Origin of the sequence: Macrococcus armenti (genome assembly GCF_020097135.1) — a bacterium.
Classification (GTDB): domain Bacteria; phylum Bacillota; class Bacilli; order Staphylococcales; family Staphylococcaceae; genus Macrococcoides; species Macrococcoides armenti.
Genome location: NZ_CP083608.1, coordinates 752,115 through 778,171 on the forward strand (window position 1 = coordinate 752,115; position 26,057 = coordinate 778,171).

Consider the following 26,057-nt stretch of genomic DNA (forward strand, 5'->3'; position numbering starts at 1 on the left):
AAAACATCGAAAAAAATTCGTGATTGTTCGTTTTTTGCGTTGAAAAAAACACGTGTCATTGTTATGCTATATATGTAATATACACTGAATTGAACAGTATTTTCAAATAATAATAAAGGGTGATATGAGTGACAGTAGCAGTAATTATGGGTTCATCATCGGATTGGGATACGATGAAGGAAGCGGTTGCAATGCTTGAAGCGTTTGGTATCGAACACGAAGCAAGTGTTGTTTCAGCGCATCGTACGCCACTAGAGATGGTTGATTTCGCGAAGTCTGCACGAGAGAAAGGCATTGATATTATTATCGCAGGTGCTGGTGGTGCTGCACACTTACCAGGGATGGTTGCTTCGATGACTTCAGTTCCGGTGATCGGTGTGCCGATTGAGTCTAAAGCATTAAAAGGTATGGATTCACTGCTTTCGATTGTACAGATGCCAGGTGGTATTCCTGTAGCAACGACTGCTATCGGTAAAGCAGGGGCGAAAAATGCCGGTATTCTTGCAGCGCGTATGATGAGTTTAAAGGATGAGACACTTATTCAGAAACTGGATGATTACGAAGCATCTTTAGTGAAGAAAGTTGAGGCGATGCAAAGTGACCTTAAATAAGTTTCCGCTCGGTAGCACAATTGGTATCGTTGGTGGCGGTCAGCTTGGTAAGATGATGGCACAGTCAGCACAGCGTATGGGATATAAAGTTGCGATTCTGGATCCGGATGATACATGTCCGGCCCGTTACGTTGCACATCACTTCGTACATGCGCCATACAATGATATCGATGGACTGAAGGAATTAAGTAATCATAGCGATGTCATTACGTATGAATTTGAGAATATTAACGCTGAAGCACTTAAGGTGATAGCAGAAGAGAATCATGTACCTCAAGGGTATGAGACAGTGAATATTTTGCAGAACCGTTTAAGTGAGAAAGAGGCGATTGCACAAAGCGGTGCTGTTGTAGTCCCTTACTTACGCGTTGAATGTCGTGAAGATGTTGATCGTGCGATTCGTGAAATCGGTTTACCGATTGTCCTCAAAACGGTATTCGGTGGTTATGACGGTAAAGGTCAGCTCGTTGTTACAGACGAAAGTCACCTGGATGAGGCATACAAAATGGCTGAAGATAATGTACTCGTTGCAGAGAAACGCATTGAACTGGATAGAGAGATTTCGATTACTGCAAGTCGTAACTTACAAGGTGAAGTTGTATATTTCCCGGTTCAGGAAAATGTACACCGTAACCAGATTCTATTCAGTACGACTGTCCGTAAATCTCATGCGTATACAGAAGCGGCCATAAGTGAAGTAGAGAAGATTTTAAGCAAAATTCATTTCGTTGGTACTTTCACAGTCGAATTCTTTATCGATAAAGCTGGTAAGTTATATGTTAATGAAATTGCACCACGTCCACACAACTCAGGGCATTATTCGATTGAGGCGTGTGACTACTCACAGTTTGATACGCATGTTTTATCCGTGCTTGGATTTACTTTACCAAAATCAATTCGTCTGCATAGCGAAGCCGTAATGTATAATTTACTCGGTCAGGATCTTGATTTAATGGAACATCTATTCCCGGAACATCCGGAGTGGCACGTCCACGTTTACGGTAAAGCTACGAGAAAAGAAAATAGAAAGATGGGTCATATTACCCTTTTGTTAGACGATAACACGGATACATATTATCCTATATATGAGGAGCTGATGAGATGAGTTTAGTGTATGAAGGAAAAGCAAAGCGTGTATTCAGTACAGATGAGGACAATGTGTTCCGCATCGAATACAAGGATGAAGTAACAGCAGGTAATGGTGCTAAGAAAGATGCAATGGAAGGTAAGGGACGTCTGAACAACTTAATTACGAGTTATTTCTTCGAACGTTTAGCACGCGAAGGTGTGGAATCTCACTTCATTAAGAAGCTGAGTGACACTGAGCAGCTCGTAAAACAAGTAACGATTATCCCGCTTGAAGTTGTCGTAAGAAATTATGCAGCAGGTTCAATTGTTAAACGTTTAGGTTTTAAAAAAGGTGAGCAGTTCAAATCACCACTTTTAGAGTTTTACTATAAAGAAGATGCTTTAAACGATCCAATTATTACAGATGACCACGTAAAGTTACTTGGCATTGCAGATGATAATGATATCGCTGAACTGAAACGTCAGGCATTAATCGTCAATGATACGCTTGTTAAGATTATGGATGAAATGAATTTACAGTTGATTGATTTCAAAATTGAATTTGGTAAGGATAAAGATGGTAACATCCTGCTTGCAGATGAGATTTCACCGGACACTTGCCGCATCTGGGATAAAGATACGAAAGAAAACTTTGATAAAGATGTTTACAGAGAAGATACAGGTTCATTAATTGATACTTATACTAAATTTTATAATAAACTGGAGGCTTTATAATCATGACTAAAATCGAATTACACATCACATTACAACCACAAGTATTAGATACACAAGGACAAACTTTAACACGTGCAGTACATGACCTTGGTTACAAACAGGTAAATGATATCCGTGTAGGTAAAGTGTTATACATGACAGTAGACGAAGCAAGTGAAGAAGCTGTAGCAAACGTTGTGAATACATTAAGCGAAAAATTATTTGCAAACACTGTAATTGAAGAATATAGCTATAAAATTGTTGAAGATGAGGAGACGAAATAATGAAATTTGCTGTTATTGAATTCCCAGGTTCAAACTGTGATCGCGATATGTTCAATGCAGCTTTGAATACTGGTTTTGAAGCGGAATATGTTGATTATCGTAATACATCTTTAGAAGGTTTTGATGGCGTGTTAATCCCAGGTGGATTCTCATTTGGTGACTATCTTCGTTGTGGTGCGATGGCACGTGTTGCGCCAATCGTTCCTGAAGTTAAGCGTTTAGCTGCTGAAGGTAAACCAGTTCTTGGTGTATGTAATGGGTTCCAGATTTTAACTGAAATCGGATTATTACCAGGTGCTTTAATGCATAATACGAAGCATCAGTTTATTTGTCAGAACGAATCACTTAAAATCGTCAATAACGAAACGAAGTTTACGCATAAGTACGATAAAGATGAGACAGTTATTTATCCTATTGCACACGGTGAAGGAAATTACTACTGCTCAGATGAAACGTTAGCAGAGCTTAAAGCAAACAATCAAATTATCTTAACTTATAATGACAATCCAAACGGCTCAATCGAAGATATCGCAGGTATCGTGAATAAAGAAGGTAACGTATGCGGTATGATGCCTCACCCGGAACGTGCGATGGAAGCATTACTTGGCACAGATGATGGTGTGAAATTATTCGAATCAATTTTAGAAAGCTGGGGGAAATAATAATGGTAAAGTTTTTAGAACCAACTGCAAATGAAATTAAAGAGAATAAATTATACCAGGATATGGGGCTTTCAGATAAAGAGTACGACAAAGTTGTCGAAATTTTAGGGCGTATGCCGAACTATACTGAAATTGGTATCTTCTCTGTAATGTGGAGTGAACATTGTTCATATAAACATTCTAAACCTTTCTTAAAGCAATTCCCGACAATAGGTGAGCGCGTATTAATGGGTCCTGGTGAAGGCGCTGGTGTTGTTGATATCGGTGATAACCAGGCGGTTGTATTCAAAGTAGAATCACATAACCACCCATCAGCAATTGAACCATACCAAGGAGCTGCAACAGGTGTCGGCGGTATCGTTCGTGATATCGTATCTATTGGTGCGCGTCCAATTCAATTACTTAACAGCTTACGTTTCGGTGAATTAACTGAAAAGCAGAACCAGCGTTTATTTAAAGGGGTTGTTGCTGGTATCGGCGGATATGGTAACTGTATCGGAATTCCAACAGTTGCAGGTGAAATCGAGTTTGACCGTCAATACGAAGGAAACCCTCTTGTTAACGCGATGTGTGTCGGTATTATCGATCACGATAAGATTCAAAAAGGTACTGCTAAAGGTGAAGGGAACTCTGTCATTTACGTAGGTCTTAAAACAGGCCGTGACGGTATTCACGGTGCAACGTTCGCATCTGAAGAGTTAAGTGAAGAAAGCGAATCTAAACGTCCATCAGTTCAAATTGGTGACCCATTTGTTGGTAAGAAATTAATGGAAGCGACTTTAAAAGCAATCACTTTCCCTGAGCTTGTTGGTATCCAGGATATGGGTGCTGCAGGTCTTACGTCATCAAGTTCTGAAATGGCTGCAAAAGGTGGCAGCGGTATTCATTTACAACTTGAAAAAGTACCAACACGTGAAGCAGGTATTTCTCCATATGAAATGATGTTATCTGAAACACAGGAACGTATGTTACTTGTTGTTGAAAAAGGTACAGAACAAAAATTCTTAGATTTATTTGATCACTATGAATTAGATAGTGCTGTAATCGGTGAAGTAACGAATACTGATCGTTTCGTATTAACGTACGAAGGTGAAGTTTTTGCAGATATTCCGGTACAACCATTATCTGATGAAGCGCCGGTATACGTATTAGAAGGTCGTGCAGCACAGTTTGAAGATGTTAACCACGATTATTCAAATATCGATGCGAAAGATACGTTAATGAAATTATTATCACATCCTACAATGGCATCTAAAAACTGGGCGTATTCACAATATGATCAGCAAGTTGGTGCGAACACAATTATAAAACCAGGATTATCAGCTGGTGTAACGCGTGTTGAAGGAACGAATAAAGCAATCGCTGCAACACTTGACGGTGAAGCACGTTATGTATTTAACAACCCGTACGAAGGCGGTAAGATGGTCGTTGCAGAAGCATACCGTAACTTAGTATCTGTCGGAAGTTTACCACTTGCTATGACGGACTGCTTAAACTACGGTAATCCTGAAAAACCAGAAATTTATCAGCAGTTAGCAGATTCAACTCGCGGTATGGCTGAAGCTTGTGGTGCGCTGAATACACCTGTTGTATCAGGTAACGTAAGTTTATACAATGAAACAAAAGGCGAAGCAATCTTCCCGACACCAGTAGTAGGTATGGTTGGTTTAATTGAAGATGTTGATTATTTAGTAGATTTTAAACCATCTATTGGCGATACAATTTACTTAGTAGGCGATATTCAACCAGATTTCGGTGGTAGCCAGATCGAAAAATTATTATTCAATGAAGTCGCTCACACTGACGTTGCAATCGATTTAAATAAAGAAGTCGCGCGCGGTGAAGCGATTCGTAAGCATGTAGTCGAAGGTAAACTTGGCCACGTTCAGGCTGTCGGTAAAGGTGGCGCAGCTGTGAAACTTGCACAAATCGCTGCATACTTCAACACAGGTCTTGAAGCGAAACTTGATGTAAGTGACGCAGAACTGTTTGCTGAAACACAGGGGAACTATATTGTCATTGCAAAACAAGGTGCAGAAATCAATATCGAAGGTGCAAAAGCAGTCGGTACATTCGGCACTGATACATTTAAATTATCTACAAACCAAGGTGAAGTTACATTAGACGTGAATGATGTAACGGATGCTTGGAAAGGGGCAATTCACGCATGTATGACATCAGAGGTCTAAACGAAGAGTGTGGTGTATTCGGTATTTGGGGTCACCCAAATGCCGCAGAGCTCACTTATATGGCACTTCATTCATTACAGCACCGCGGTCAGGAAGGTGCTGGTATCGTATGTTCTGACGAGAAGAATATTTATGGTGCGCGCGGTATGGGATTATTACCTGAAGCGATTAGTCAAGTAAAGCTTGAGTCACTAAACAGCTTCAATCATGCAATCGGTCATGTGCGCTATGCAACAACGGGTGCATCTGAACTTTCAAACGTTCAGCCTTTTATATTCAAACATTCTAAAGGGGATATCGGTTTAGCGCATAACGGTAACTTAACGAATGCGGAACAAATTAAACGTGCATTAGAGTCTGAAGGTGCGATCTTCCAGACTTCAAGTGACTCTGAAGTGCTTGGACATTTGTTATTAAAAGCAAAGTCTGACAACAAACTGAACAACTTAAAAGCATCGTTAAATCAGATTAAGGGTGCGTTTTCGTTTTTAGTACTGCATCCGGAAAAGTTATTCGTAGCGCGAGATTCTCACGGTGTACGCCCACTCATGCTCGGTAAAGTTGACGGAGCATATTGTGTTGCGAGTGAAACGTGTGCATTTACTGCTGTAGGTGCTGAATATATTCGTGATATTGAACCGGGAGAAGTTTTAACATTATCAAACGAAGGATTAGCTGAAGACGTATATACATTAGATACACAGTCAAATATGTGTTCTATGGAATATGTATACTTTGCACGTCCGGACTCAGAATTCCGTAAACACTCATTATATGAAGTACGTAAAGCTTTAGGACGTAAGTTATATGAAGAGATGAATATCGAAGCAGATGTTGTCATCGGTGTCCCGGATTCTTCACTACAAGCTGCAAAAGGATTCTCGCTTGCCAGTGGTATCCCGAATGAGCAGGGGTTAATTAAAAACCGATACGTCGGCAGAACGTTTATATCACCAAACCAGAAGATGCGTGAACGTGCTGTACGTATGAAACACTCACCAATTCGCGACGTTATCGAAGGAAAGCGCGTTGTCGTAATCGATGACTCAATCGTACGTGGTACGACGAGTAAATTTATCGTAAAAACATTAAAACAAGCAGGTGCGAAAGAAGTGCATATGGCCATTTCAAGTCCGCCACTTATTCATCCATGTTATTACGGTATCGATGTATCAACTCATGCCGAGTTAATTGCAGCAAACAAAAGCGTTGCTGACATTGAAGCAGAACTTGAAGTGGATTCTTTAACATATTTATCCGTTGAAGGGATGCACGAAGTATTCCGTTCATTTGATTCTAAAGGTGAATGTAATGCATGCTTCACAGGTGATTATCCGATTGAGATTGTAGACCATGTATTACCGGAAGAAAAAGAAAAGAAAAAGAAGGGAGTATAATTATGGCTGAAAGTTATAAACAATCCGGCGTTGATATTCACGCAGGGTATGAAGCGGTTGAACGCATGAAAAAGCACGTAAACAAAACGATGCGCAAAGAAGTGCTTGGAGGGCTCGGTAGTTTTGGTGCGGCATTCGACTTATCACAGCTGAACATGAAAGCACCTGTACTCGTGTCAGGTACTGATGGAGTTGGAACGAAATTACGTTTAGCAATCGATAGCGATCGTCATGATACGATTGGGATTGATGCAGTTGCAATGTGCGTGAATGACATTTTAACGACAGGTGCAATGCCATTATACTTCCTTGATTATTTAGCGCTGAATAAAGTAGACCCAGTCATCGTTGAACAAATTGTAAAAGGTGTTGCAGATGGTTGTGTTGAAAGTGAATGTGCTTTAATCGGTGGCGAAACAGCTGAAATGGGCGATATGTATCACTCAGGAGATTACGATATCGCTGGATTTGCTGTTGGTGCTGTTGAAAAAGATGAATATATTACAGGTGAAAAGATCGCAGAAGATGATGTTATATTAGGACTTGCTTCAAGCGGTATTCACTCTAACGGTTACAGCTTAGTGCGTAAAATTATTAAAGATAATAACTTAGATTTAAATGCTGAATTTGAAAACGGTAAAACGTTACTAGATGTCGTATTAGAACCAACACGTCTATACGTTAAGAGCGCAAAAGCGATATTGAATGCAGCGGATGTACATGGTATGTGCCACGTAACTGGTGGCGGATTTATTGAAAACGTTCCGCGCGTATTTGTTACGGACGGTTTATATCCTGAAATCGATGTTACAAACATTCCACGTCAGAACATTTTTGACTTATTACAGGAAAAAGGTAACATCGACAAAATGGAAATGTACAATATCTTTAATATGGGTATCGGTTTTATATTTATCGTGCCAGCTGATCAAGTTGAAAAAGTACGCGCAGCTGTAGACGAAGAAGTGTTTGAAATCGGTCGTGTCGTACGCGGCGATAAAGCAATCGAAATTAAAGGTGTGTAATATGATTAAAGTCGCGATATTTGCTTCAGGTAATGGCTCAAATTACGAGAAAATAATGGAGAACATCCAGGCAGGCTTCCTGGACCATATTGAAGTGACAGGCTTATATACAGATAAACGTAGCGCGTTCGCAATTGAACGCGCACGTCGTTTTGATACGCCTGTACACGTATTTGAACTAAAAACATTTAACGATAAAACAGCATATGAAACAGCGATACTGGAACAATTAAAGCACGACGGTGTGGAATGGATTATTCTTGCCGGCTATATGAAGCTTGTTGGTAAGACGTTGCTTGATGCATATGAAGGTAAAATGATTAACATTCATCCATCTATATTACCGAGTTTCCCTGGTGTGAATGCAGTAGGGCAGGCGCTGGATTATGGTTGCCGCGTAAGTGGTGCGACAGTGCATTACGTTGATAGTGGTATGGATACAGGTAAAATTATTGACCAGATGAGTTGTCCGATTTACGAAGAAGATACAGAGGAAACATTGCAACTCCGTATTCAAAATTTAGAATACGAATTATACCCACGCGTTATTAAGAAAATTATTCGATAAGGAGTCTACTTATGAGAAAAGCATTATTAAGTGTGTCAGATAAAACAGGTATTATCCCATTTGCCAAAAGTTTAACAGAACTTGACTTTGAACTTTATTCAACTGGTGGTACGAAAAAAGCGCTGGAAGAGAACAACATTCCAGTAAAATCGGTGAGCGATTTAACACAGTTCCCTGAAATTATGGACGGACGTGTTAAAACATTACACCCGAACATTCACGGTGGTATATTAGCTGACCGCAGTAATCCAGAACACGTTATAGCAATGGAAACACACGGTATTGCACCGCTTGATCTCGTCGTTGTAAACTTATATCCATTTGAAGCAACAGTTGCGAATCCTGATGTAACTGAAATGGATGCCATCGAGAATATCGATATCGGTGGGCCGACAATGTTACGTTCATCAGCGAAAAACTTCAAACATGTAATTACAGTTGTAGATCCAAGTGACTATGATGTCGTTATTGAAAAATTAAAAGCTGATACTTTAGACGAAGCATTCCGTAAACAATTAATGATTAAAGTATTTACGCATACGAACAAATATGATGCTGCAATCGTAAACTTCTTCAGCGACAATACATCAACACTTCGTTACGGGGAAAACCCGCATCAGAAAGCGCGTTTCATTAAAACAGACGCAAAACCAAATACGTTAGCTGGTGCACGTGTACTGCACGGTAAACCGCTAAGCTTTAACAATATTAAAGATGCGGATGCGACACTTACATTAGTGAAGCAGTTTGATATTCCGGCTGCAGTTGCAGTAAAACATATGAATCCATGTGGCGTTGGAACTGGTGAATCTATTAGCGAAGCATTCCAGAATGCATATGATGCGGATAGTCAGAGCATATTCGGCGGTATCGTTGCATTGAATCGTGAAGTTGACAAAGCGACTGCAGAGAAAATGCATGCAATTTTCCTTGAAGTAATTATCGCACCGAAATTTAGCGCAGAAGCACTTGAAGTATTAACAGCGAAGAAAAACATTCGTTTACTTGAAATCGATATGGATACGGACAAAGATGAAGAAGAATTCGTATCTGTAAGTGGTGGTTACTTAGTTCAGGATAAAGATTTACTTAACGTAACGCGTAAAGACATGCGTGTCGTAACGGACACTGAACCGACAGAAGCACAATGGAATGCAATCGAGCTTGGCTGGAAAGTCGTTAAAAGCGTAAAAAGTAATGCAATCGTTCTGGCAAATGATAAGCAGACGGTCGGTATTGGTGCAGGTCAGATGAACCGTGTTGGTGCTGCGAAGATTGCCATTGAACGTGCGATTGAAATGAACGACAATGTTGTACTTGCGAGTGATGGTTTCTTTCCGATGTCTGATACAGTTGAAACTGCGAATGCAGCAGGCATTAAATGTATCGTTCAGCCAGGTGGTTCTATTAAAGACCAGGACTCTATCGATAAAGCGAATGAATTCGGTATTGCAATGGTCATGACAGACGTAAGACACTTTAAACATTAGGAGTGAAACGAATGAATGTATTAGTTATTGGAAGTGGCGGTCGTGAACATGCACTTGTACGTAAGCTGGTACAGTCACCTCGCGTGTCTGAAGTATTCGTCATTAAAGGTAATGACGCGATGGCACGTGAAGCGACTTTAGTAGATATTGCTGAGGATGATCACGTACAAATTGTGCAGTTCGCACAAGAAAAAAATGTATCGCTCGTAGTCGTTGGACCGGAACAACCGTTAATTGATGGTTTAAGTGACGCATTAAAAGAAGCGGGTATCGAAGTATTCGGACCGAACCGTCAAGCTGCACAGATGGAAGGCTCTAAAGACTTCGCGAAAGCATTAATGAAGAAGTATGACATTCCGACGGCACGTTATGAAACGATTGATAATAAAGAAGATGCGATGAAGTATCTGGATGAAAAAGGGACACCAATCGTAATTAAGTACGACGGTCTTGCAGCTGGTAAAGGGGTTGTCGTTGCGATGGATCGCGAAATGGCGGTTGACGCAATCAATGACTTTTACGCGGAAGAAGGTGCAAAAGTTGTCTTTGAAGAATATTTAGAAGGTGAAGAATATTCGCTGATGGTTATCGTTAACGATGACTTCTGTATTCCTTTTGATACGATAGCACAAGATCATAAACGTGCATTCGATGGTGATGAAGGGCCAAATACAGGTGGTATGGGTGCATATTGTCCTGTAAGCCACATTTCAGACGATGTACTGAATACAACTTATGAAACGATTGTTTATCCGACAGTGCGTGCGATGCACGAAGAAGGATTAAATTACTTCGGTGTGCTCTATGTCGGCGCGATTTTAACGTCAGAAGGACCGAAAGTAATTGAATTTAATGCGCGTTTCGGTGATCCGGAAGCACAGGTTTTATTGAGACGTCTTGAGACAGACTTAGTAGACTTAATTGAAGTTGCGCGCAATAAGAAGGAACTCGATTTAGTTTGGCACAATAAGTCAATCTGTGGTGTAGTACTTGCATCTAAAGGGTATCCAGGCAGTTACGAAAAAGGGGCTCTTGTTGAAGGGTATGATTTTCAGGATGACTACATCGTCAGCGCATTAAAACGTGACGGTGACACATGGGTAACAAATGGTGGTCGTGTAATGCTAGCATTCGGTGAAGGTGATGATTTATTATCGGCGCAGCAAGCGGCTTACGAAAATGTTAAGAAAATTAAGAGTGACGGTTTATTCTACCGCACGGACATCGGTAATAAAGGTATAAAATAAAAAGATCGAGACATATGTCTCGATCTTCTTTCGATTAACAGACGAAACGGCGGAACACTTTTGTTCCAGCTTCTTTATTCAAACGTTTTCTGAACGTCTTCTTTCGTTTGCTCCACGCCTTCTTTTACTTCTTCTTGTTTTTGTTCTGATTGTTCCTTCGCTTCTTCTGCGTTTTGTTTTAATGTTTCATATTTGTCTGTCATATAGATGACCTCCTTAAACGTGTATAGTATACATTACCCGAAATTTCGTGCGATAAACACTACGTCTTAAGCATGATTTTTCTGAAATAATAAGACATTTATAACGAAACAAATTATAATGAACAGTGAGGTGGAATTATGAACTGGATAAAAAAGCATTTTGAAATACTCATCGGGTATATACTTGCTGTAATGCATATCACACTCGGCATATTTGTAATCGTGAACTATAAACAAATTGCGCGCTTTGAAGATGTGAATATTAATAAGATGCATATGTACAGTTTCTTTGATTTTGTAAATATATATGCGTTTGAGCTGATTAAGTTGCTGAGTCATTACATTCATCAATTTACGCTCTTGTTCGGTGTGCTGTTTATCGTGATTGGTTTCGCGTTTTTCTATGTTTCACGCAAGTTAAAGGTGACGACGCTTTTTGATCGAACAATCGCGCAGTTTTATTTACTGTTCAGTAGTTTATTATACATCGTTACTTCTATATTAATTTTCGAAATGTATGGTTTCTTTGCGCTGCTGTATTTATTTTTATTCGTAAGCGTCGTGTATTATACATTAAACCGCAAACGACTGAATGACAATTTTAGAAAGCTGCACCTGAACGTACTGATTTTTATTTATGCACTTGCGTATTTCCTAACGCAGCTCGCTGTATATGATAATCTTGACAAAAGAAAAGTTACACCACTTGATGTAATGACAATTAACTTTTTCTTTATTATATTAACGGTGCTCGCTACACTTTGTTTAGTGAATTATGTGTTCTTAAAACGTACGTTAATGAAACCGAATACTGAGATGAAGCGTACTGAGAAACGCCGTGACTCTAAAGTAAGTCGTCTGTTACGAGAGAATACGAATATGACAATTAATAAACTTTCAGAAGAGTCGCTTAAACTTGATGAAAAGATCGTATATTTCCTGAAGAAATTTTCACTATCAAATCTTATTAAATTAAATGAAGATGACATTCCATCGTGGTTCAGATTACCGAAATGGTTACGCATCTTTCATATAGAGATGGTGCTGAGTAGTTTACTCTTTTTAATTACCGCAATTGAGCTGAACAACAGAAATATATTATTCAGTGCAACAAAGTTCAATGTCGTTAAAATGCAGTACTTTTATGAATGGATTAATTTATTCGGATTACTCGTCATTATCATACTTTATATTTATTTTACGATAATGATTTTCTATAAATCGAAAGGTTATATCGGTCAATTATTTACGATATCTTTTTTATTGATTAAAGTGCTTGTTAGTTTTTATCTAATGATATTTAAAGGGATCAACTTATCGTTATTTATCCCTCCGATACTGATATTATTAATTTTAATCATCTTACCACTGTATGCATTTCACATACGTCGTAAATATTAATAATTTCATAGCGTTAAATTTGTGAAATTCTATTGTGTATCCCCCGTTTTCACGATATAATTATTTTGGAAACGTTACCATGGGGATGGGGAAATTTCCGTGAATCAAATATTGAGCGTAAAATAGACACTTCTTAGAGGTGTCTATTTTTTTGTGTATGCATTTATGTGTTATAGTTATAGTATTAAAAATTAAGGAGAACGATATGAAAAACGTAACTGTAAAACGCAGCAAACAGCAGAAGTTTACACATGGTTATTTATTGCTGGAAAAAGACGATGTACTGCAGTCGGACAAAATTGATGAAGGGGAATTGTTTACGGTTAAGCTTGAAAATGGTGACCTTATCGGCACATTTTATGCAGGGCATCAGAATAAAGGACTTGGATGGAAAGTAAGTGATGCTTATATACAATTTATTGATGCATCATACTTCATCGATTTGTTTGAAAATGCAAAAGAGGAGCGTACGTCATTATTTAACAGTAGTGAAACGAATGCTTTTCGTTTGTATAATGGCGAAGGGGATGGCCTTGGTGGCTTTACGATTGATCATTATGATGGTCATCTGCTTATTACATGGTACTCAAAAGGTATCTATCATTACAAAACGGATATCATTGAAGCGATTAAAGCAGTTTTCGATTATAAAACGATATATGAGAAACTTAGATATGATAAAAATGTGCCGACGAATGTCGTCAGTGACAATGAGGCTGAGTTTCCGATTATTATTAAGGAAAACAATCTGCATTATATGATTGATTTAACGGACGGGGCAATGACTGGATTGTTTTTAGATCAGCGCGATGTGCGTAAAAAATTACAGCAGATGGACACGAAACATAAAGATATGCTGAATTTATTTGCGTATTCGGGTGGCTTTTCAGTTGCAGTCGGTACAAATGGCTATAAAACGACGAATGTAGATATTGCGAAGCGTTCGATAGAATTAATGGAGCAGAACTTTGCGTTAAACGAGATGAATTTAGAAGATCAGACATTTATAACGATGGATGCATTTGATGCATTAGCTTATTTTGCACGTCATCTGAAAACATTTGATATTATCGTTATCGATCCACCAAGCTTTTCACGCCATAAGAAGAAAGTGTTTACCGTGAAAGATCATTATCATGAACTTGTGACAGAGGCGTTACCACTTGTGAATTACGGTGGATATCTTGTATTATCGACGAACGCATCAAACGTTTCATTAAAACAGTTCAGAGCGATGATAGAAGATACATTGAAAGATAAAGCCGACTATGAAATTACTCAAATTATGGGACTGCCGAAAGACTTCAGAACGACAGATAAATATAAAGCTTCAAAATATTTAAAAGTCGTTTTCGTAAAAATTAACGGTTAATGCGTTAAAAATTTGGGAATACATGTGTATATAATTCAACAGGAGGCAATAACTATGAGTTTATTAGATAAAGCAATTGATATGGCGTCAAAACAATTGACGAAAGAAGATAAAAAGCAGGTTATTAACAGTCTGCCACAAACTGAAGCGGACTTGATCGAACGTCGTAAACGCGCAGAAAGCATGCTGCATAATAAATCGTTAATGTCATCAGCTGCAGCAGTTGTACCAATTCCAGGGCTTGATGTAACTGCAGATTTAAAGTTAATGACAGATATTATCGAGAATATTAATAAAGAATACGGTTTAAGTCATAAACAAGTAAGTGGTTATACAGATGACATTAAACAGAAGATTGTATTCTCAGCTGCGAAGTCAGGAAGTGACTTTATCGGTAAGAAAGTAACGAAAGGATTTGTAGCGGTCGTATTCAAAATGATGCTTCGTCGTGAAGCATTAAAGCAATCGAAATGGGTACCTGTATTCGGACAGGCAGTGAGCGGTACAATCAGTTATTATATGATGAAGAAGCTCGGTGAGAAACATATTGAGAAATGTGAACGTGTTGCACGAGAATTAATGGTGTAAACATTTTGTGAACATTTGCACAATTTCGCTATAAAACGTATCAAATCGTTGAGTTTACAAAAAAATTTTGGTATATTGAAAACGTATAGACAAGTGTTTATATATTAAACTAATGCATAATGCAGCCTAAAGGAGACTATTATTATGGAACAAAAATCTTACGTAATTATCGATGAAACAGGAATTCACGCACGTCCAGCAACAATGTTAGTTCAAACAGCTAGCAAATTTGAATCTGACATTCAGTTAGAATATAACGCGAAAAAAGTAAACTTAAAATCAATCATGGGTGTTATGAGTTTAGGTGTTGGTAAAGACGCTGAAATTACAATTTACGCTGAAGGTAGCGATGAGAAAGAAGCAATCGATGCAATTAGCGAAGTTTTAGTAAAAGAAGGCTTAAGCAAATAATGACGACTTTAAAAGGTATTGGTGCATCAGATGGCATCGCAATTGCAAAAGCATACCTTTTGATTGAACCTGATTTATCATTTTCGAATGATACAGTATCAGATGTTGACGCTGAAGTTGAGAAATTTAAAGCTGCAGTGAACCAATCTAAAGTTGAATTAACACAAATTCGTAATAATGCAGAAGTTGCGCTTGGAGCTGATAAAGCAGCAATCTTTGATGCACATTTATTAGTATTAGAAGATCCGGAACTTATAAACCCGATTGAAGAGAATATTCGTAACAATAAGATGAACGCAGCAGCGAGTTTATCAGAAGTTTCTACAAACTTCGTAAACATCTTTGAATCGATGGATAATGAGTATATGAGAGAACGTGCAGCAGATATTAAAGACGTATCGAAGCGTGTACTTTCACATATTTTAGGTGTTGCTTTACCGAATCCGACATTGATCGATGAGCCTGTTGTTATCATCGCTGAAGATTTAACGCCATCAGATACAGCACAATTGAACAAGAAGTTCGTTCAAGGATTTGCGACAAATATCGGTGGTCGTACGAGTCACTCAGCAATTATGAGTCGTTCATTAGAAATTCCTGCAGTCGTAGGAACTAAAAATGTAACGGAATCAGTACAGCAAGGTGACTTTGTTATCGTTGATGGTTTATCTGGAGAAGTGATTGTAAATCCTGATGAATTGACAATTACAGGTTATAAAGCGCGTCAAGCTGAATTCTTACAGGAAAAAGAAGAACTTAAACAGCTTGTGAGTGATAAGACTGTAACGAAAGAAGGCGTTCATGTAGAACTTGCAGCAAACATTGGTACACCGAATGATTTAGATGGTGTTAAAAACAATGGTGCTGAAGGTATCGGTTTATACCGTACTGAGTTTTTATACATGGGTCGCGATGCGATGCCAACTGAAGATGAACAGTTTGAAGCTTATAAGAAAGTATTATCTGAGATGGACGGTAAACGTGTTGTTGTACGTACTTTAGATATCGGTGGCGATAAAGAGTTACCATATTTAAACTTACCGAAAGAGATGAACCCATTCTTAGGTTACCGTGCAATTCGTTTATGTCTTGATCAGCAGGATATATTCAGAACACAGCTCCGTGCATTATTACGTGCATCAAGCTACGGTAAATTAAGCATTATGTTCCCGATGATTGCTACGATTAACGAATTCCGTGATGCAAAAGCAATCTTAGAAGAAGAGAAACAACAGTTACTTGCAGATAAAGTGAAAGTTGCAGATGATATCGAACTTGGTATTATGGTGGAAATTCCATCTACTGCAGCGATGGCTGATATTTTTGCGAAAGAAGTTGACTTCTTCAGTATCGGAACGAACGACCTGATTCAGTATACGATGGCAGCAGACCGTATGAGCGAACGCGTTTCTTATCTATACCAGCCATATAATCCAGCAATTTTAAGACTTGTGAAACAAGTTATTGATGCGAGTCATAAAGAAGGTAAATGGACTGGTATGTGTGGAGAAATGGCAGGAGATACGACTGCGATTCCATTATTATTAGGTTTAGGCCTTGATGAATTCAGTATGAGTGCGACAAGCATCTTAAAAGCACGTCGTCAAATTAAAAACTTAAGCCAACCAGAAATGGCTAAAGTTGCTGAACAGGCATTAAACTGTGCAACACAAGAAGAAGTTGTGAAGCTTGTAGAAGCTTACCTATAAAAAAGAGCAGCGTACGCTGCTCTTTTTATTTTATTTCAAATAATGTTATTTCTGGTCTGGCACCGATTCGGAATGGAAAATGTGTCGTCCCAAGTCCATTTGATGTATACAGTTTCATTTTTCGGCGTTTATACTTTAACGTATATAATCCGCTATAATATTTCCTGCCGAGCATCGGTCTGATCGGAGCGCCGATAATTGGCAGTCGAATTTGTCCGCCGTGAGAATGGCCTGATAACTGCAGATCGATGTCGAATCGTTTCGTGAATCTTGCGAAATCAGGTTCGTGAACGAGTGCAATCGTATATGCGGAGTTATCTTTATTTCTAAGCATCTGCTTTATATTACCACCACTATTAATAATATCGTCCGTACCGCATATATAAATTGCTTCATCATCAAAGTGAATATATTTACCGTAATTGTTTAACACTTCGATTTCTGCATGATGCATCATTCGCTCTAGATCGTGTGTACGATGTGCACGCTGATCGTGATTGCCATACACGAAAAATTTATGTTTAGCACGTATTGTTTTTAGTAATGGAATATAGCGCGCTGAATTTTCTTTAAAACGGTCGAGATTATCGAACATATCTCCAGTAATACAGACGATATGTGGTTTCAAGTCATTTACTTCTTGAATCACTTGGATTAAATCATCGTAACTGAACTGAAAACCGATATGCAAATCAGAGATATGGACGATTTTAAGTGGTGTGTCATGGTGTTCTTTTAAGCCGTTAAGTTTAACTGTATTAATTGTTAACTTGTGTAATGGATTTCGTACATATGGGATAAGGCTTTCCCCGAAACGGTCAATAAATGAATACATTAAATGTTTAAGCATTGAGATACGCTTCAATCTTCTCGATATCCGGCTGATAAAATAGCGTGTCATCTATTTTAATCAGTGGGGTACTCATCGCGTTATAATCAATCATTTCAATCTTATATGGCATATGCTTAATATTTTTCTCGATAAATACATAACCTTTATTTGTGAAATATTGTTTTATAAATGTGCACGGTGGACAATCATCCTGCGTATAAATTTCTATGTTCATCTGAATACTCCTTTAATCATCATAATGAGAAGATTATAACACAGATTTGTCATAATTAAGCGGTTCAATTACTTTTAAAAAAGGAAATTGTAATATACAATTATAATTATGTGAGTATTATCACAAAAGGAGGATTATATTAATGGACGGACTCGTTATGAGTAGAATATTAACTGCGATGACATTAGGATTTCATATTATTTTCGCAACCATTGGTGTTGGAATGCCACTTATGATTATGATTGCAGAAGGTATCGGAATTAAGACAGGTAATATGAAGTATATCGCGCTTGCCAGACGTATGGCGAAAGCGTTCACGATTACAGTTGCAGTCGGTGTTGTAACTGGAACAATAATCGGTCTGCAGCTGTCACTTTTATGGCCATCGTTTATGAAGCTTGGTGGTCAGGTCATTGCATTGCCTTTATTTATGGAAACATTTGCGTTTTTCTTTGAAGCAATATTTTTAAGTATTTATTTGTACACATGGGATCGCTTTAAAAACAAATGGATTCACTGGGCGCTTAATATTCCGATTATTATCGGTTCAACTTTAAGTGCACTGTTTATTACGAGTGTGAACTCATTTATGAATACACCACAAGGATTTGAAGTGAAAAACGGTGTGCTCGTTAATATTGATCCGATTGCAGCGATGTTTAACCCATCATTTATCGTGCGTTCATTCCACGTTATTACAACTGGTGGTATGACGATTGCATTCTGTGTCGCGAGTGTGGCAGCTGTAAAGTTACTGAAAGATAGATTCAGTGAAGACCGTGATTATCATAAATCAGCATTGCATATGGCGATGATTATCGGTCTCGTATTCAGTTTACTGACGATTCTTGCAGGAGATTTATCAGCGAAATTTTTACATCAAGAGCAACCTGAGAAATTAGCAGCGATGGAATGGCACTTTGAAACTGAAAAGAATGCAGATTTAGTACTTTTCGGTGTGCTTGACGAAAAAACGCAGGAAGTAAAAGGTGCATTAAAAATTCCGGGCGTATTAAGCTTTTTAGCTGATAATAGCTTTAATACAGAAGTAAAGGGACTGAACGAATTCCCTAAAGATGAACAGCCACCACTTATCGTTCATTATTTCTTTGACTTAATGGTGTTCTTCGGAATGTTTGCATTTGCAGTTAGCGTTTTGTATGTCATTTTAAGAAAAGTACGTAAAAGTGCAAGCACGAATAACTTTATGCTGTATATGACAGCCCTTACTGGACCACTATGTATGTTAGCGATTGAATTTGGATGGTTCTTAGCTGAAATGGGACGTCAGCCATGGTTGCTGAGAGGATACATGAAAGTAGCGCAAGGTGTGACGCATGCTGAAGGTGTCAGTCTGGTACTTGTCGCATTCGGTATACTGTACTTAATACTTGCGTTCAGCTGTAGCTACGTACTTATTCGCATGTTCAAGGATAAGTCAGCATCAAGTGATATCGAACTGTATGAAAAGACATATAATGGGGGTAGAGCATAATGGACTATCAACATATTGGTATACTTGTACTTTGGACATTCCTGTTCGGTTATATCATATTAGGATCGATTGATTTCGGCGCAGGATTCTTTATTTTATACGCGAAAGTTACGCGACAGGAAAATGCGCTGCGTGACGTCATTAAACGTTATTTAAACCCTGTATGGGAAGTGACGAACGTTTTCCTTGTGTTCTTCTTCGTAGGAATTGTCGGGTTCTTCCCGGATACTGCATACTATTTTGGTACGACGTTATTAATTCCTGTCAGTATCGCATTACTGCTACTAACGATTCGTGGGAGTTTCTATGCATTTGAAACGTACGGTAAAGATTCTAAACTCGCATGGGTCGCATTGTACGGTATTAGCGGTTTATTAATTCCGGCTGCATTCTCAACAGTATTAACAATTTCTGAAGGCGGCTTTATTCATGAGACGAAAAAAGGGGTAGAGCTGGACTGGTTAGAATTACTGATGAGCCCGTTTTCATGGAGCGTCGTATTTTTATGTATTATATCGGTGCTCTTTATTTCTGCAGCATTTTTAACTGTTTATGCAAAGCGCGCGAAAGATATGCAGGCATATACAATTTTAAGAAAATGGTATTTAATTTGGGCATTGCCAATGTTAATCATTTGTCAGTTTACATTTTTAAGTTTACGACAGCAAAATGAACAGCACTTTAATACAGCAGTGGGTAACTACTGGTGGCTGTTTGGATTAAGTATCATATTTTTCTTAATTGCACTGGCACTGTATTACTTCGAGAAATCACTCGATATTGCATTTGTCTTTGTCGTGCTGCAGTTCGCTACAGCATTTTACGGATATGGTATTAGTAAATTACCTTACATTTTATATCCGTATGTGAACATGGATAAAGCAGTCGTGAATGAAACGATGGCATTTTATTTAGTCATTGTGTTTATTTTAGGTTTACTTTTACTTATCCCTTCTTTATATTTATTATTAAGATTATTTATCTTTGATGCAGATTATGTCAAAGGGAAAAAGAAATAACAAGGGGTAGTTTAAATGGAAAAAGAATTCGTTGTCATCGGTCTTGGTCGATTCGGTGGAAGTATCGTAAAAGAATTAAATGAATTAGATATAGACGTTATGGCGATTGACTCAGATGAAGCACGTGTAAATGAATATGCTGATATCGCAACGCACGCTGTTATTGCGGATACAACAGATGAAAATGTACTGAAAAGTTTAGGCATTCGTAACTTTGATCACGTAATTGTAGCGATAGGTGATAATATTCAGGCGAGCATACTGACAACATTAATATTAAAGGATTTAGGTGTTAAGAAAGTAACAGCTAAAGCACAAAATGACTATCATGCGAAAGTATTGAATAAAATCGGAGCGGATACAGTCGTGCATCCGGAACGAGATATGGGACGCCGTATTGCACATAACTTAGCAAGTTCGTCAGTACTGGATTATCTAGAGTTATCAGATGAACATTCAATCGTTGAGATTCGTGCCGGAGAAGCATTGCAGGGACGTACGATTTTAGAGCTTGATATACGTGCGAACTATGGTATTAACATTATTGCTGTAAAACGCGGTAAAGAAATTATCGTATCACCGGATCCAACGGTTGATATTGAACATGGCGATATATTAATAATGATCGGGCATGACAACGATCTGAACCGCTTTGAGAAAAAAATAATGAAAGAATAATAGCAAGAGTCTGTAACTGCCACAAGCAAAACCGAGCAAAACTAATAAATCGCTCTTTGTAGTGAACCCTAAAAGTTAGACTATTTGGAATGGAGAAATCCATTCCATTTTTTTATGCAATTTTTACATTTAGTCTACTTTCTCTGAACCCTATCGGGCTCTTCCATTCTAATTTTGATTTAATTCGCTTATTGTTGTAATACCATATATAATTTTCAATTGCTGCTTCAAGTTGTTCATAACTTTCATAAACTTTTCCGTAGAATATTTCCTGTTTTAAAATACTGAAAAAGCTCTCCATCGGCGAGTTATCCAGACAATTTCCCTTACGGGACATACTCTGAAATATTTTATTATCTTTAAGCTTTTGCCTATATTTTTTCATCTGATAAGCCCAACCTTGATCGCTATGAAAAGTTCTTCTAAACTCACATGCATCTGTTAATGCCACAGCTTTTGTAAGTGCTGACATAATACCTTCTGCATTTGGCTTTTTGGATATACTATATGAGATAATTTCTCTATTAAACAAATCCATAAATGGGTCAAGATAAAGCTTCCCAGTACAAATTAAACCATTTTCATTAAGATAATGGTATTTAAACTCTGATGTATCTGTAGTTATTTTCTGATAGGGAATATTTGTATCAAACCTACGGTTAACCAAATTATCAGCGATACGGCCAATTTTTCCTTTGTAGGATGAATATTTTCTATTTTTTCTAGTAAATGAGATTGATTTTAAATTCAATTTACTCATGATTCTCTGAACTTTCTTGTGATTAATAATATATCCTCTATTTCTAAGTTCACCTGTAATCCTTCTGTAGCCATAATTCATGGCGTTTTCCTCAAAAATTTCCTTTATTTGATTTTCTATTTTCTGATCCTTATTTTCTTTATCAAACTGCTTCTGCCAATACATATATGTAGATTTTGGGAATTTCAGTGCTTCAAGGACAATGTTTAATTTGAAATCTTTTCGGAGCTCTTTAATGACTCTTGATTCGATTTTAGCAGTCGGTTCGGTATACTTATCCCTGAAGCTTTCAACTTTTTTATATAGGCAAGTTCAGCTCTTAAAAGTTCATTTTCATGTTCAATTTTTTTCACATAGTCACTATTACTATTATTAATTTTTTTCTTCTTCATAGATGGACTTCCTTTCTTCTTTTCAGACAATCCATCAATACCATGCTTATTATAAGCATTCACCCAAGAAGATATAAGAGATGGATTATTAATACGGAATTTGGTTGAAGTAATACTTAATGAAGCATTATTCTCTTTCATCCATCTCAGTATAACAATCTTATCCTCTAAACTGTATTTCTTCTTACTTCTTTTTCTTTCTAACCCTTCAATGCCGAAGGCACTATATGCTCTATACCAATCTCTAACCATAGAGCGACTTATACCATTACGCTTACCAACAACACTGAATCCACCTGTGCCATTAATATATTCAATTACGATTTTCAGCTTGAATTCCAAATCATATTTAGCCAAATAAAACACCCCAAAAGTTAGATTTTAAGTCTAACTTTTGGGGTGCACTACAGCCCTTTGATTTATAGTTTTTGTTCGGTTTTTGTTATAGAGGCCACTTTTGTTACGCCGTTTCGTCTTTTAATCGAAAGAAGATAGAGGAATATGTCTTAATCTGTTTGTTGTGATTTGTAAATTAATCTAAAAGCGGTGTATATTTATATTGAGGTGATTTATGTTTATTTCAACATATGAATTCAGTGATTATGAACGTTATTTATTAGAAGTGAAACATCGTGTAAAGCTTAATAAATATGACAGACGTAAACTGAGTAATTTTGAAATGGGCTATTCTGGTGAATTAATGTTTTACAATAGAGTAAAATCACTTGGCGGTGTGAAATTGTGGAATGTACGGTTTGAAACAGCTGGAGAAGTACAGTATGATTTTTTGATTATTCACAATGGTTATTTACTGCATTTTGATATTAAAAACTTCTATGGCAACTATCATGTCGTCGATAATAATTTTGTGAAAGATGATGGCAATGTAATAAAAGACCCAATAGATCAGTTATTACGTGCGGATATAATATTAAAAAACTTCTGTAAAGCACATCGTTTAAATTATCGTGTTGAGAGTTTTATTATATTTATTAATGAACACTTTAAACTTAGTGGTTTCGGAGGGCATCGTCGTGTACTGTTTCATAGAGATTTAGAAAGGATTACATCATCCCTCGTACAGCAGCCGTCCCCTGAAGCGATTCGGGATGCAGAACTTATAAAAAGCTACAGCGTAACGGATAGTAACGAACGTATTCATTATTATAATTATCATACGATGCGTAAAGGTATTAAATGTCCGAAATGTAAACAATTTTTACGGAAGTTTGAGAAACTTGAGAAAAAAATAACGTGTACATGTGGGCATAAAGTGAGTAAGGCAGAAGCTGTCCGTATTGCATTCGATGCGATAACTATTCTGAAAAATTCAAGCGTTAAATGTGCTGAAGTTATGGAATATACAGGAATCGGCAGATCGACAGTACAACGAGTTTTAAACGCATATTCTGAAAAAGAAGGTAGTACAAAGAGTAGAGTATATGTCATTAATAAGTCGAATAATTTATTCGTGAAAGAATCATGTTTAAAATATGAAGTAAAACGAAATAACAATAAGAAAGTACCAGAATAATTCATAATCTGGGACTTTCTTATTGGATAAACGTATTTTTCGTTGAGGAAGTACCAGAATAAACGATATTCTGGTACTTTCTCAAGCTCATGTAGTAAATTCCGACATGTAAGTACCAGAATAAGCAGTAATCTGGTACATACACGCGCACTTAATCAAAAAAAGCAATCTCCAGAGCAGGAGATTGCTTCATTTTATTTCTTATCTTTGTTAACGTCCATAATCATCGGTAAGATCATCGGTTTACGTTTCGTTTTTTCGTATAAATATGGTGATAACGTTTCTGTAATGGCATTCTTAATATGATGCCATTCAAGCTCTTCACCAGAGTTTAACTTTTCGATAACGCGTTTTTTAAGTAAGCGACTTGCTTCATAAATCATATGACCTGATTCACGCATATAGACAAATCCACGTGAGATGATATCCGGTCCGCTCAGTAATTGATTCGTTTTAAAGTCTACACTTACTACGACGATGACTAAACCTTCCTCCGACAGCATTTTACGGTCTTTAATGACAACGTTACCGATATCTCCGATTCCGCTTCCATCTACAAGGACATTTCCGGCTTGTATGCGTCCGGCATGTCTTGCACTATCACGTGTTAATGCGAGTACGTCACCATTTTCGTGGATGAATACATTATCCGGATTTACACCGCAATCTACACCGAGTTGTCCATGCAGGCTCTGCATACGGTATTCACCGTGTATTGGCATAAAGAACTTAGGCTTCATTAAACGAAGCATTAATTTTTGTTCTTCCTGAGAACCATGCCCTGATGTATGGATATTTGATAATTTACCATGAATAACATCAGCACCCGCTTTATATAATGCGTTGATTGTACGGTTTACGCTTAACGTGTTTCCTGGAATTGGTGATGAACTGAAGATGACAGTATCATCCGGAATGATTGAAATCTGACGGTGTGTGCCGTTTGCAATTCGGGATAATGCCGCCATCGGTTCACCTTGAGAACCTGTACATAATATTAATAGTTTATGTTTCGGAACTGTATTAATTTTGTTTGCTTCGATAAATGTTTCTGGTGGCACTTTAATATAACCAAGTTCCGTACCAATTTTAATATTGTTTTCCATTGAGCGACCAAAAATTACGATTTTACGGTCGAATTTTACAGCTGCTTCAATTGCCTGCTGTACACGGTAAATGTTTGAAGCAAATGTCGCGAAAATTATACGACCTGTACATTTACGGAAAATTTGTTCAACGTTCTGACCAACTTCACGCTCACTAATCGTAAAGTTCGGTACTTCAGCGTTCGTCGAGTCCGATAATAAACAAAGTACGCCTTCTTCACCGAGACGTGCCATCTTTGCGATATTAGCCGGTTCGCCAACAGGTGTGAAATCGAACTTAAAGTCACCAGTATGCACGATTTTACCTTCAGGTGTATCAACGATAACACCATATGCTTCAGGAATTGAGTGCGTCGTTAAGTAGAACGATACTTTCAGATGTTTAAATTCAAAAATACTGTCTTCAGTAATCGGGTTCAAACTTGCTGTGCGCAGTAAACCATGTTCTTCTAATTTATTACGAATAAGTCCTAACGCAAGAGGGCCACCGTAAATTGGAACATTCAGCTGTTTCAGTAAGAAAGGTACACCACCTATATGGTCTTCGTGACCGTGTGTAATAAATAGACCTTTAATACGTTCTTTGTTTTCAACAAGATAAGTATAGTCAGGGATGACATAATCGATACCAAGTAACTCGTCCTCCGGGAACTTAATACCTGCATCAATGACGATAATCTCATCTTGATACTCAATTGCGTAAGTGTTTTTACCGATTTCACCCATACCACCGAGTGCGAATACACCTACTTCATTTTTGTGTAATTGTTTCATTAAATTTTCTCCACGCTGTAATTATCAGCTTGTTGTTCATACTCAAGGTGTGCACCTTCAAGTTTCTGAACGAATTCAATGTTATAAGGACGATCGCTTAAATATCTTCTTACTTGTTCTTCGCTTACTGCGTCAAAATATTTAACTTGTGTGTTTTCACGAATGATAACTTCTGCTTTATTTTCCTGATAAAATACTTTAAAAATTGCCATATAAATAGCCTCCTATAATTTACATAAAGAATGCCCTAGAAGTCTAGGGCTTAAATAACCGTACAAGACATTATTAAAAAT

Annotated in this window: 27 protein-coding genes; 20 read left to right on the plus strand and 7 right to left on the minus strand. The window is 37.7% G+C overall.

Annotated features, from left to right (window positions below; genetic code table 11):
* The first annotated feature begins 128 nt into the window (after positions 1 to 128).
* Genes purE through purD form a run of 11 tightly spaced genes read left to right on the plus strand, consistent with a single transcriptional unit; the run spans position 129 to position 11,255 of the window.
* Complete coding sequence (gene purE / locus LAU42_RS03995) at positions 129 to 611, plus strand: 5-(carboxyamino)imidazole ribonucleotide mutase (RefSeq protein WP_224184401.1); 483 nt, start codon at positions 129 to 131, stop codon at positions 609 to 611.
* The gene (gene purK / locus LAU42_RS04000) at positions 598 to 1,716 is read left to right on the plus strand and encodes a 5-(carboxyamino)imidazole ribonucleotide synthase (protein WP_224184402.1); all 1,119 of its coding nucleotides are present in this window, start codon (positions 598 to 600) and stop codon (positions 1,714 to 1,716) included. Before purE ends, purK begins: the two co-directional genes overlap by 14 nt.
* Positions 1,713 to 2,414 carry a phosphoribosylaminoimidazolesuccinocarboxamide synthase gene (gene purC / locus LAU42_RS04005; protein WP_224184403.1) on the plus strand — a complete coding sequence of 234 codons (702 nt, stop codon included), beginning with the start codon at positions 1,713 to 1,715 and terminating at the stop codon, positions 2,412 to 2,414. Before purK ends, purC begins: the two co-directional genes overlap by 4 nt.
* A 2-nt stretch (positions 2,415 to 2,416) precedes the next feature.
* On the plus strand, positions 2,417 to 2,677 hold the full coding sequence (gene purS / locus LAU42_RS04010; RefSeq protein WP_224184404.1) for a phosphoribosylformylglycinamidine synthase subunit PurS: 261 nt from the start codon (positions 2,417 to 2,419) through the stop codon (positions 2,675 to 2,677).
* The gene (gene purQ / locus LAU42_RS04015; RefSeq protein ID WP_224184405.1) at positions 2,677 to 3,339 is read left to right on the plus strand and encodes a phosphoribosylformylglycinamidine synthase subunit PurQ; all 663 of its coding nucleotides are present in this window, start codon (positions 2,677 to 2,679) and stop codon (positions 3,337 to 3,339) included. The genes purS and purQ overlap by 1 nt, the downstream gene beginning before the upstream one ends.
* 2 nt (positions 3,340 to 3,341) lie before the next feature.
* Positions 3,342 to 5,528, plus strand: a complete 2,187-nt coding sequence (gene purL / locus LAU42_RS04020; protein ID WP_224184406.1) for a phosphoribosylformylglycinamidine synthase subunit PurL — start codon at positions 3,342 to 3,344, stop codon at positions 5,526 to 5,528.
* Positions 5,507 to 6,925, plus strand: coding sequence for an amidophosphoribosyltransferase (purF, locus tag LAU42_RS04025; RefSeq protein WP_224184407.1), 1,419 nt, complete (start codon positions 5,507 to 5,509; stop codon positions 6,923 to 6,925). Before purL ends, purF begins: the two co-directional genes overlap by 22 nt.
* Before the next feature lie 2 nt (positions 6,926 to 6,927).
* Positions 6,928 to 7,950, plus strand: a complete 1,023-nt coding sequence (purM, locus tag LAU42_RS04030; RefSeq protein WP_224184408.1) for a phosphoribosylformylglycinamidine cyclo-ligase — start codon at positions 6,928 to 6,930, stop codon at positions 7,948 to 7,950.
* 1 nt (position 7,951) lies between these two features.
* Positions 7,952 to 8,518 carry a phosphoribosylglycinamide formyltransferase gene (purN, locus tag LAU42_RS04035; protein WP_224184409.1) on the plus strand — a complete coding sequence of 189 codons (567 nt, stop codon included), beginning with the start codon at positions 7,952 to 7,954 and terminating at the stop codon, positions 8,516 to 8,518.
* Positions 8,519 to 8,529: 11 nt separating this feature from the next.
* A complete protein-coding gene (purH, locus tag LAU42_RS04040; protein ID WP_224184410.1) occupies positions 8,530 to 10,008 on the plus strand; it encodes a bifunctional phosphoribosylaminoimidazolecarboxamide formyltransferase/IMP cyclohydrolase in 1,479 nt (492 codons plus the stop codon).
* An 11-nt stretch (positions 10,009 to 10,019) separates the two neighbouring features.
* A complete protein-coding gene (gene purD / locus LAU42_RS04045) occupies positions 10,020 to 11,255 on the plus strand; it encodes a phosphoribosylamine--glycine ligase (protein WP_224184411.1) in 1,236 nt (411 codons plus the stop codon).
* A gap of 74 nt (positions 11,256 to 11,329) precedes the next feature.
* Here purD and LAU42_RS11840 read toward each other — a convergent pair whose 3' ends face one another.
* Positions 11,330 to 11,458 (minus strand): hypothetical protein, encoded by a 129-nt coding sequence (locus LAU42_RS11840; RefSeq protein WP_277601861.1) that lies wholly within the window; start codon positions 11,456 to 11,458, stop codon positions 11,330 to 11,332.
* Positions 11,459 to 11,596: 138 nt separating this feature from the next.
* Here LAU42_RS11840 and auxA point away from each other — a divergent pair, with 138 nt between their 5' ends.
* The 5 genes from auxA (at position 11,597) to ptsP (ending at position 16,939) form a co-directional block, all read left to right on the plus strand.
* A complete protein-coding gene (gene auxA / locus LAU42_RS04050) occupies positions 11,597 to 12,859 on the plus strand; it encodes a lipoteichoic acid stability factor AuxA (RefSeq protein ID WP_224184412.1) in 1,263 nt (420 codons plus the stop codon).
* 205 nt (positions 12,860 to 13,064) lie between these two features.
* The gene (locus LAU42_RS04055; protein ID WP_224184413.1) at positions 13,065 to 14,231 is read left to right on the plus strand and encodes a class I SAM-dependent rRNA methyltransferase; all 1,167 of its coding nucleotides are present in this window, start codon (positions 13,065 to 13,067) and stop codon (positions 14,229 to 14,231) included.
* 54 nt (positions 14,232 to 14,285) lie between these two features.
* The gene (locus LAU42_RS04060; protein WP_224184414.1) at positions 14,286 to 14,819 is read left to right on the plus strand and encodes a DUF697 domain-containing protein; all 534 of its coding nucleotides are present in this window, start codon (positions 14,286 to 14,288) and stop codon (positions 14,817 to 14,819) included.
* Between the two features lie 144 nt (positions 14,820 to 14,963).
* Complete coding sequence (locus LAU42_RS04065; RefSeq protein WP_099482422.1) at positions 14,964 to 15,230, plus strand: phosphocarrier protein HPr; 267 nt, start codon at positions 14,964 to 14,966, stop codon at positions 15,228 to 15,230.
* A complete protein-coding gene (gene ptsP, locus LAU42_RS04070; RefSeq protein WP_420908104.1) occupies positions 15,230 to 16,939 on the plus strand; it encodes a phosphoenolpyruvate--protein phosphotransferase in 1,710 nt (569 codons plus the stop codon). Before LAU42_RS04065 ends, ptsP begins: the two co-directional genes overlap by 1 nt.
* A 25-nt stretch (positions 16,940 to 16,964) precedes the next feature.
* On the opposite strand, the gene LAU42_RS04075 is transcribed toward ptsP, so the two are convergent.
* A complete protein-coding gene (locus LAU42_RS04075; RefSeq protein WP_224184415.1) occupies positions 16,965 to 17,789 on the minus strand; it encodes a metallophosphoesterase in 825 nt (274 codons plus the stop codon).
* Complete coding sequence (locus LAU42_RS04080; RefSeq protein WP_224185988.1) at positions 17,782 to 18,006, minus strand: glutaredoxin family protein; 225 nt, start codon at positions 18,004 to 18,006, stop codon at positions 17,782 to 17,784. Before LAU42_RS04080 ends, LAU42_RS04075 begins: the two co-directional genes overlap by 8 nt.
* 142 nt (positions 18,007 to 18,148) lie before the next feature.
* On the opposite strand from LAU42_RS04080, the gene LAU42_RS04085 reads away from it, so the two are divergent.
* The 3 genes from LAU42_RS04085 to LAU42_RS04095 are packed head-to-tail and all read left to right on the plus strand — an operon-like array spanning position 18,149 to position 21,198.
* Positions 18,149 to 19,501 carry a cytochrome ubiquinol oxidase subunit I gene (locus LAU42_RS04085; protein WP_224184416.1) on the plus strand — a complete coding sequence of 451 codons (1,353 nt, stop codon included), beginning with the start codon at positions 18,149 to 18,151 and terminating at the stop codon, positions 19,499 to 19,501.
* Positions 19,501 to 20,520 carry a cytochrome d ubiquinol oxidase subunit II gene (locus tag LAU42_RS04090; RefSeq protein WP_224184417.1) on the plus strand — a complete coding sequence of 340 codons (1,020 nt, stop codon included), beginning with the start codon at positions 19,501 to 19,503 and terminating at the stop codon, positions 20,518 to 20,520. The genes LAU42_RS04085 and LAU42_RS04090 overlap by 1 nt, the downstream gene beginning before the upstream one ends.
* Positions 20,521 to 20,535: 15 nt before the next feature.
* On the plus strand, positions 20,536 to 21,198 hold the full coding sequence (locus tag LAU42_RS04095) for a potassium channel family protein (protein WP_224184418.1): 663 nt from the start codon (positions 20,536 to 20,538) through the stop codon (positions 21,196 to 21,198).
* Between the two features lie 112 nt (positions 21,199 to 21,310).
* On the opposite strand, the gene LAU42_RS11920 is transcribed toward LAU42_RS04095, so the two are convergent.
* Both LAU42_RS11920 and LAU42_RS11925 read right to left on the minus strand, forming a co-directional pair.
* A complete protein-coding gene (locus tag LAU42_RS11920; protein WP_331463387.1) occupies positions 21,311 to 22,210 on the minus strand; it encodes an IS3 family transposase in 900 nt (299 codons plus the stop codon).
* Positions 22,165 to 22,707 carry a helix-turn-helix domain-containing protein gene (locus LAU42_RS11925; RefSeq protein ID WP_338147634.1) on the minus strand — a complete coding sequence of 181 codons (543 nt, stop codon included), beginning with the start codon at positions 22,705 to 22,707 and terminating at the stop codon, positions 22,165 to 22,167. Before LAU42_RS11925 ends, LAU42_RS11920 begins: the two co-directional genes overlap by 46 nt.
* Positions 22,708 to 22,921: 214 nt before the next feature.
* Between LAU42_RS11925 and LAU42_RS04105 the strand changes: the two genes are divergently transcribed.
* Positions 22,922 to 23,884, plus strand: a complete 963-nt coding sequence (locus LAU42_RS04105; protein WP_224184420.1) for a nuclease-related domain-containing protein — start codon at positions 22,922 to 22,924, stop codon at positions 23,882 to 23,884.
* Positions 23,885 to 24,078: 194 nt separating this feature from the next.
* Here LAU42_RS04105 and rnjA read toward each other — a convergent pair whose 3' ends face one another.
* Together rnjA and LAU42_RS04115 are read right to left on the minus strand one after the other, a co-directional pair.
* On the minus strand, positions 24,079 to 25,764 hold the full coding sequence (gene rnjA, locus LAU42_RS04110; RefSeq protein WP_224184421.1) for a ribonuclease J1: 1,686 nt from the start codon (positions 25,762 to 25,764) through the stop codon (positions 24,079 to 24,081).
* Positions 25,764 to 25,976: a DNA-dependent RNA polymerase subunit epsilon gene (locus LAU42_RS04115; RefSeq protein WP_224184422.1), complete on the minus strand. Its 213-nt coding sequence runs from the start codon at positions 25,974 to 25,976 to the stop codon at positions 25,764 to 25,766. The genes rnjA and LAU42_RS04115 overlap by 1 nt, the downstream gene beginning before the upstream one ends.
* Positions 25,977 to 26,057: the final 81 nt, after the last annotated feature.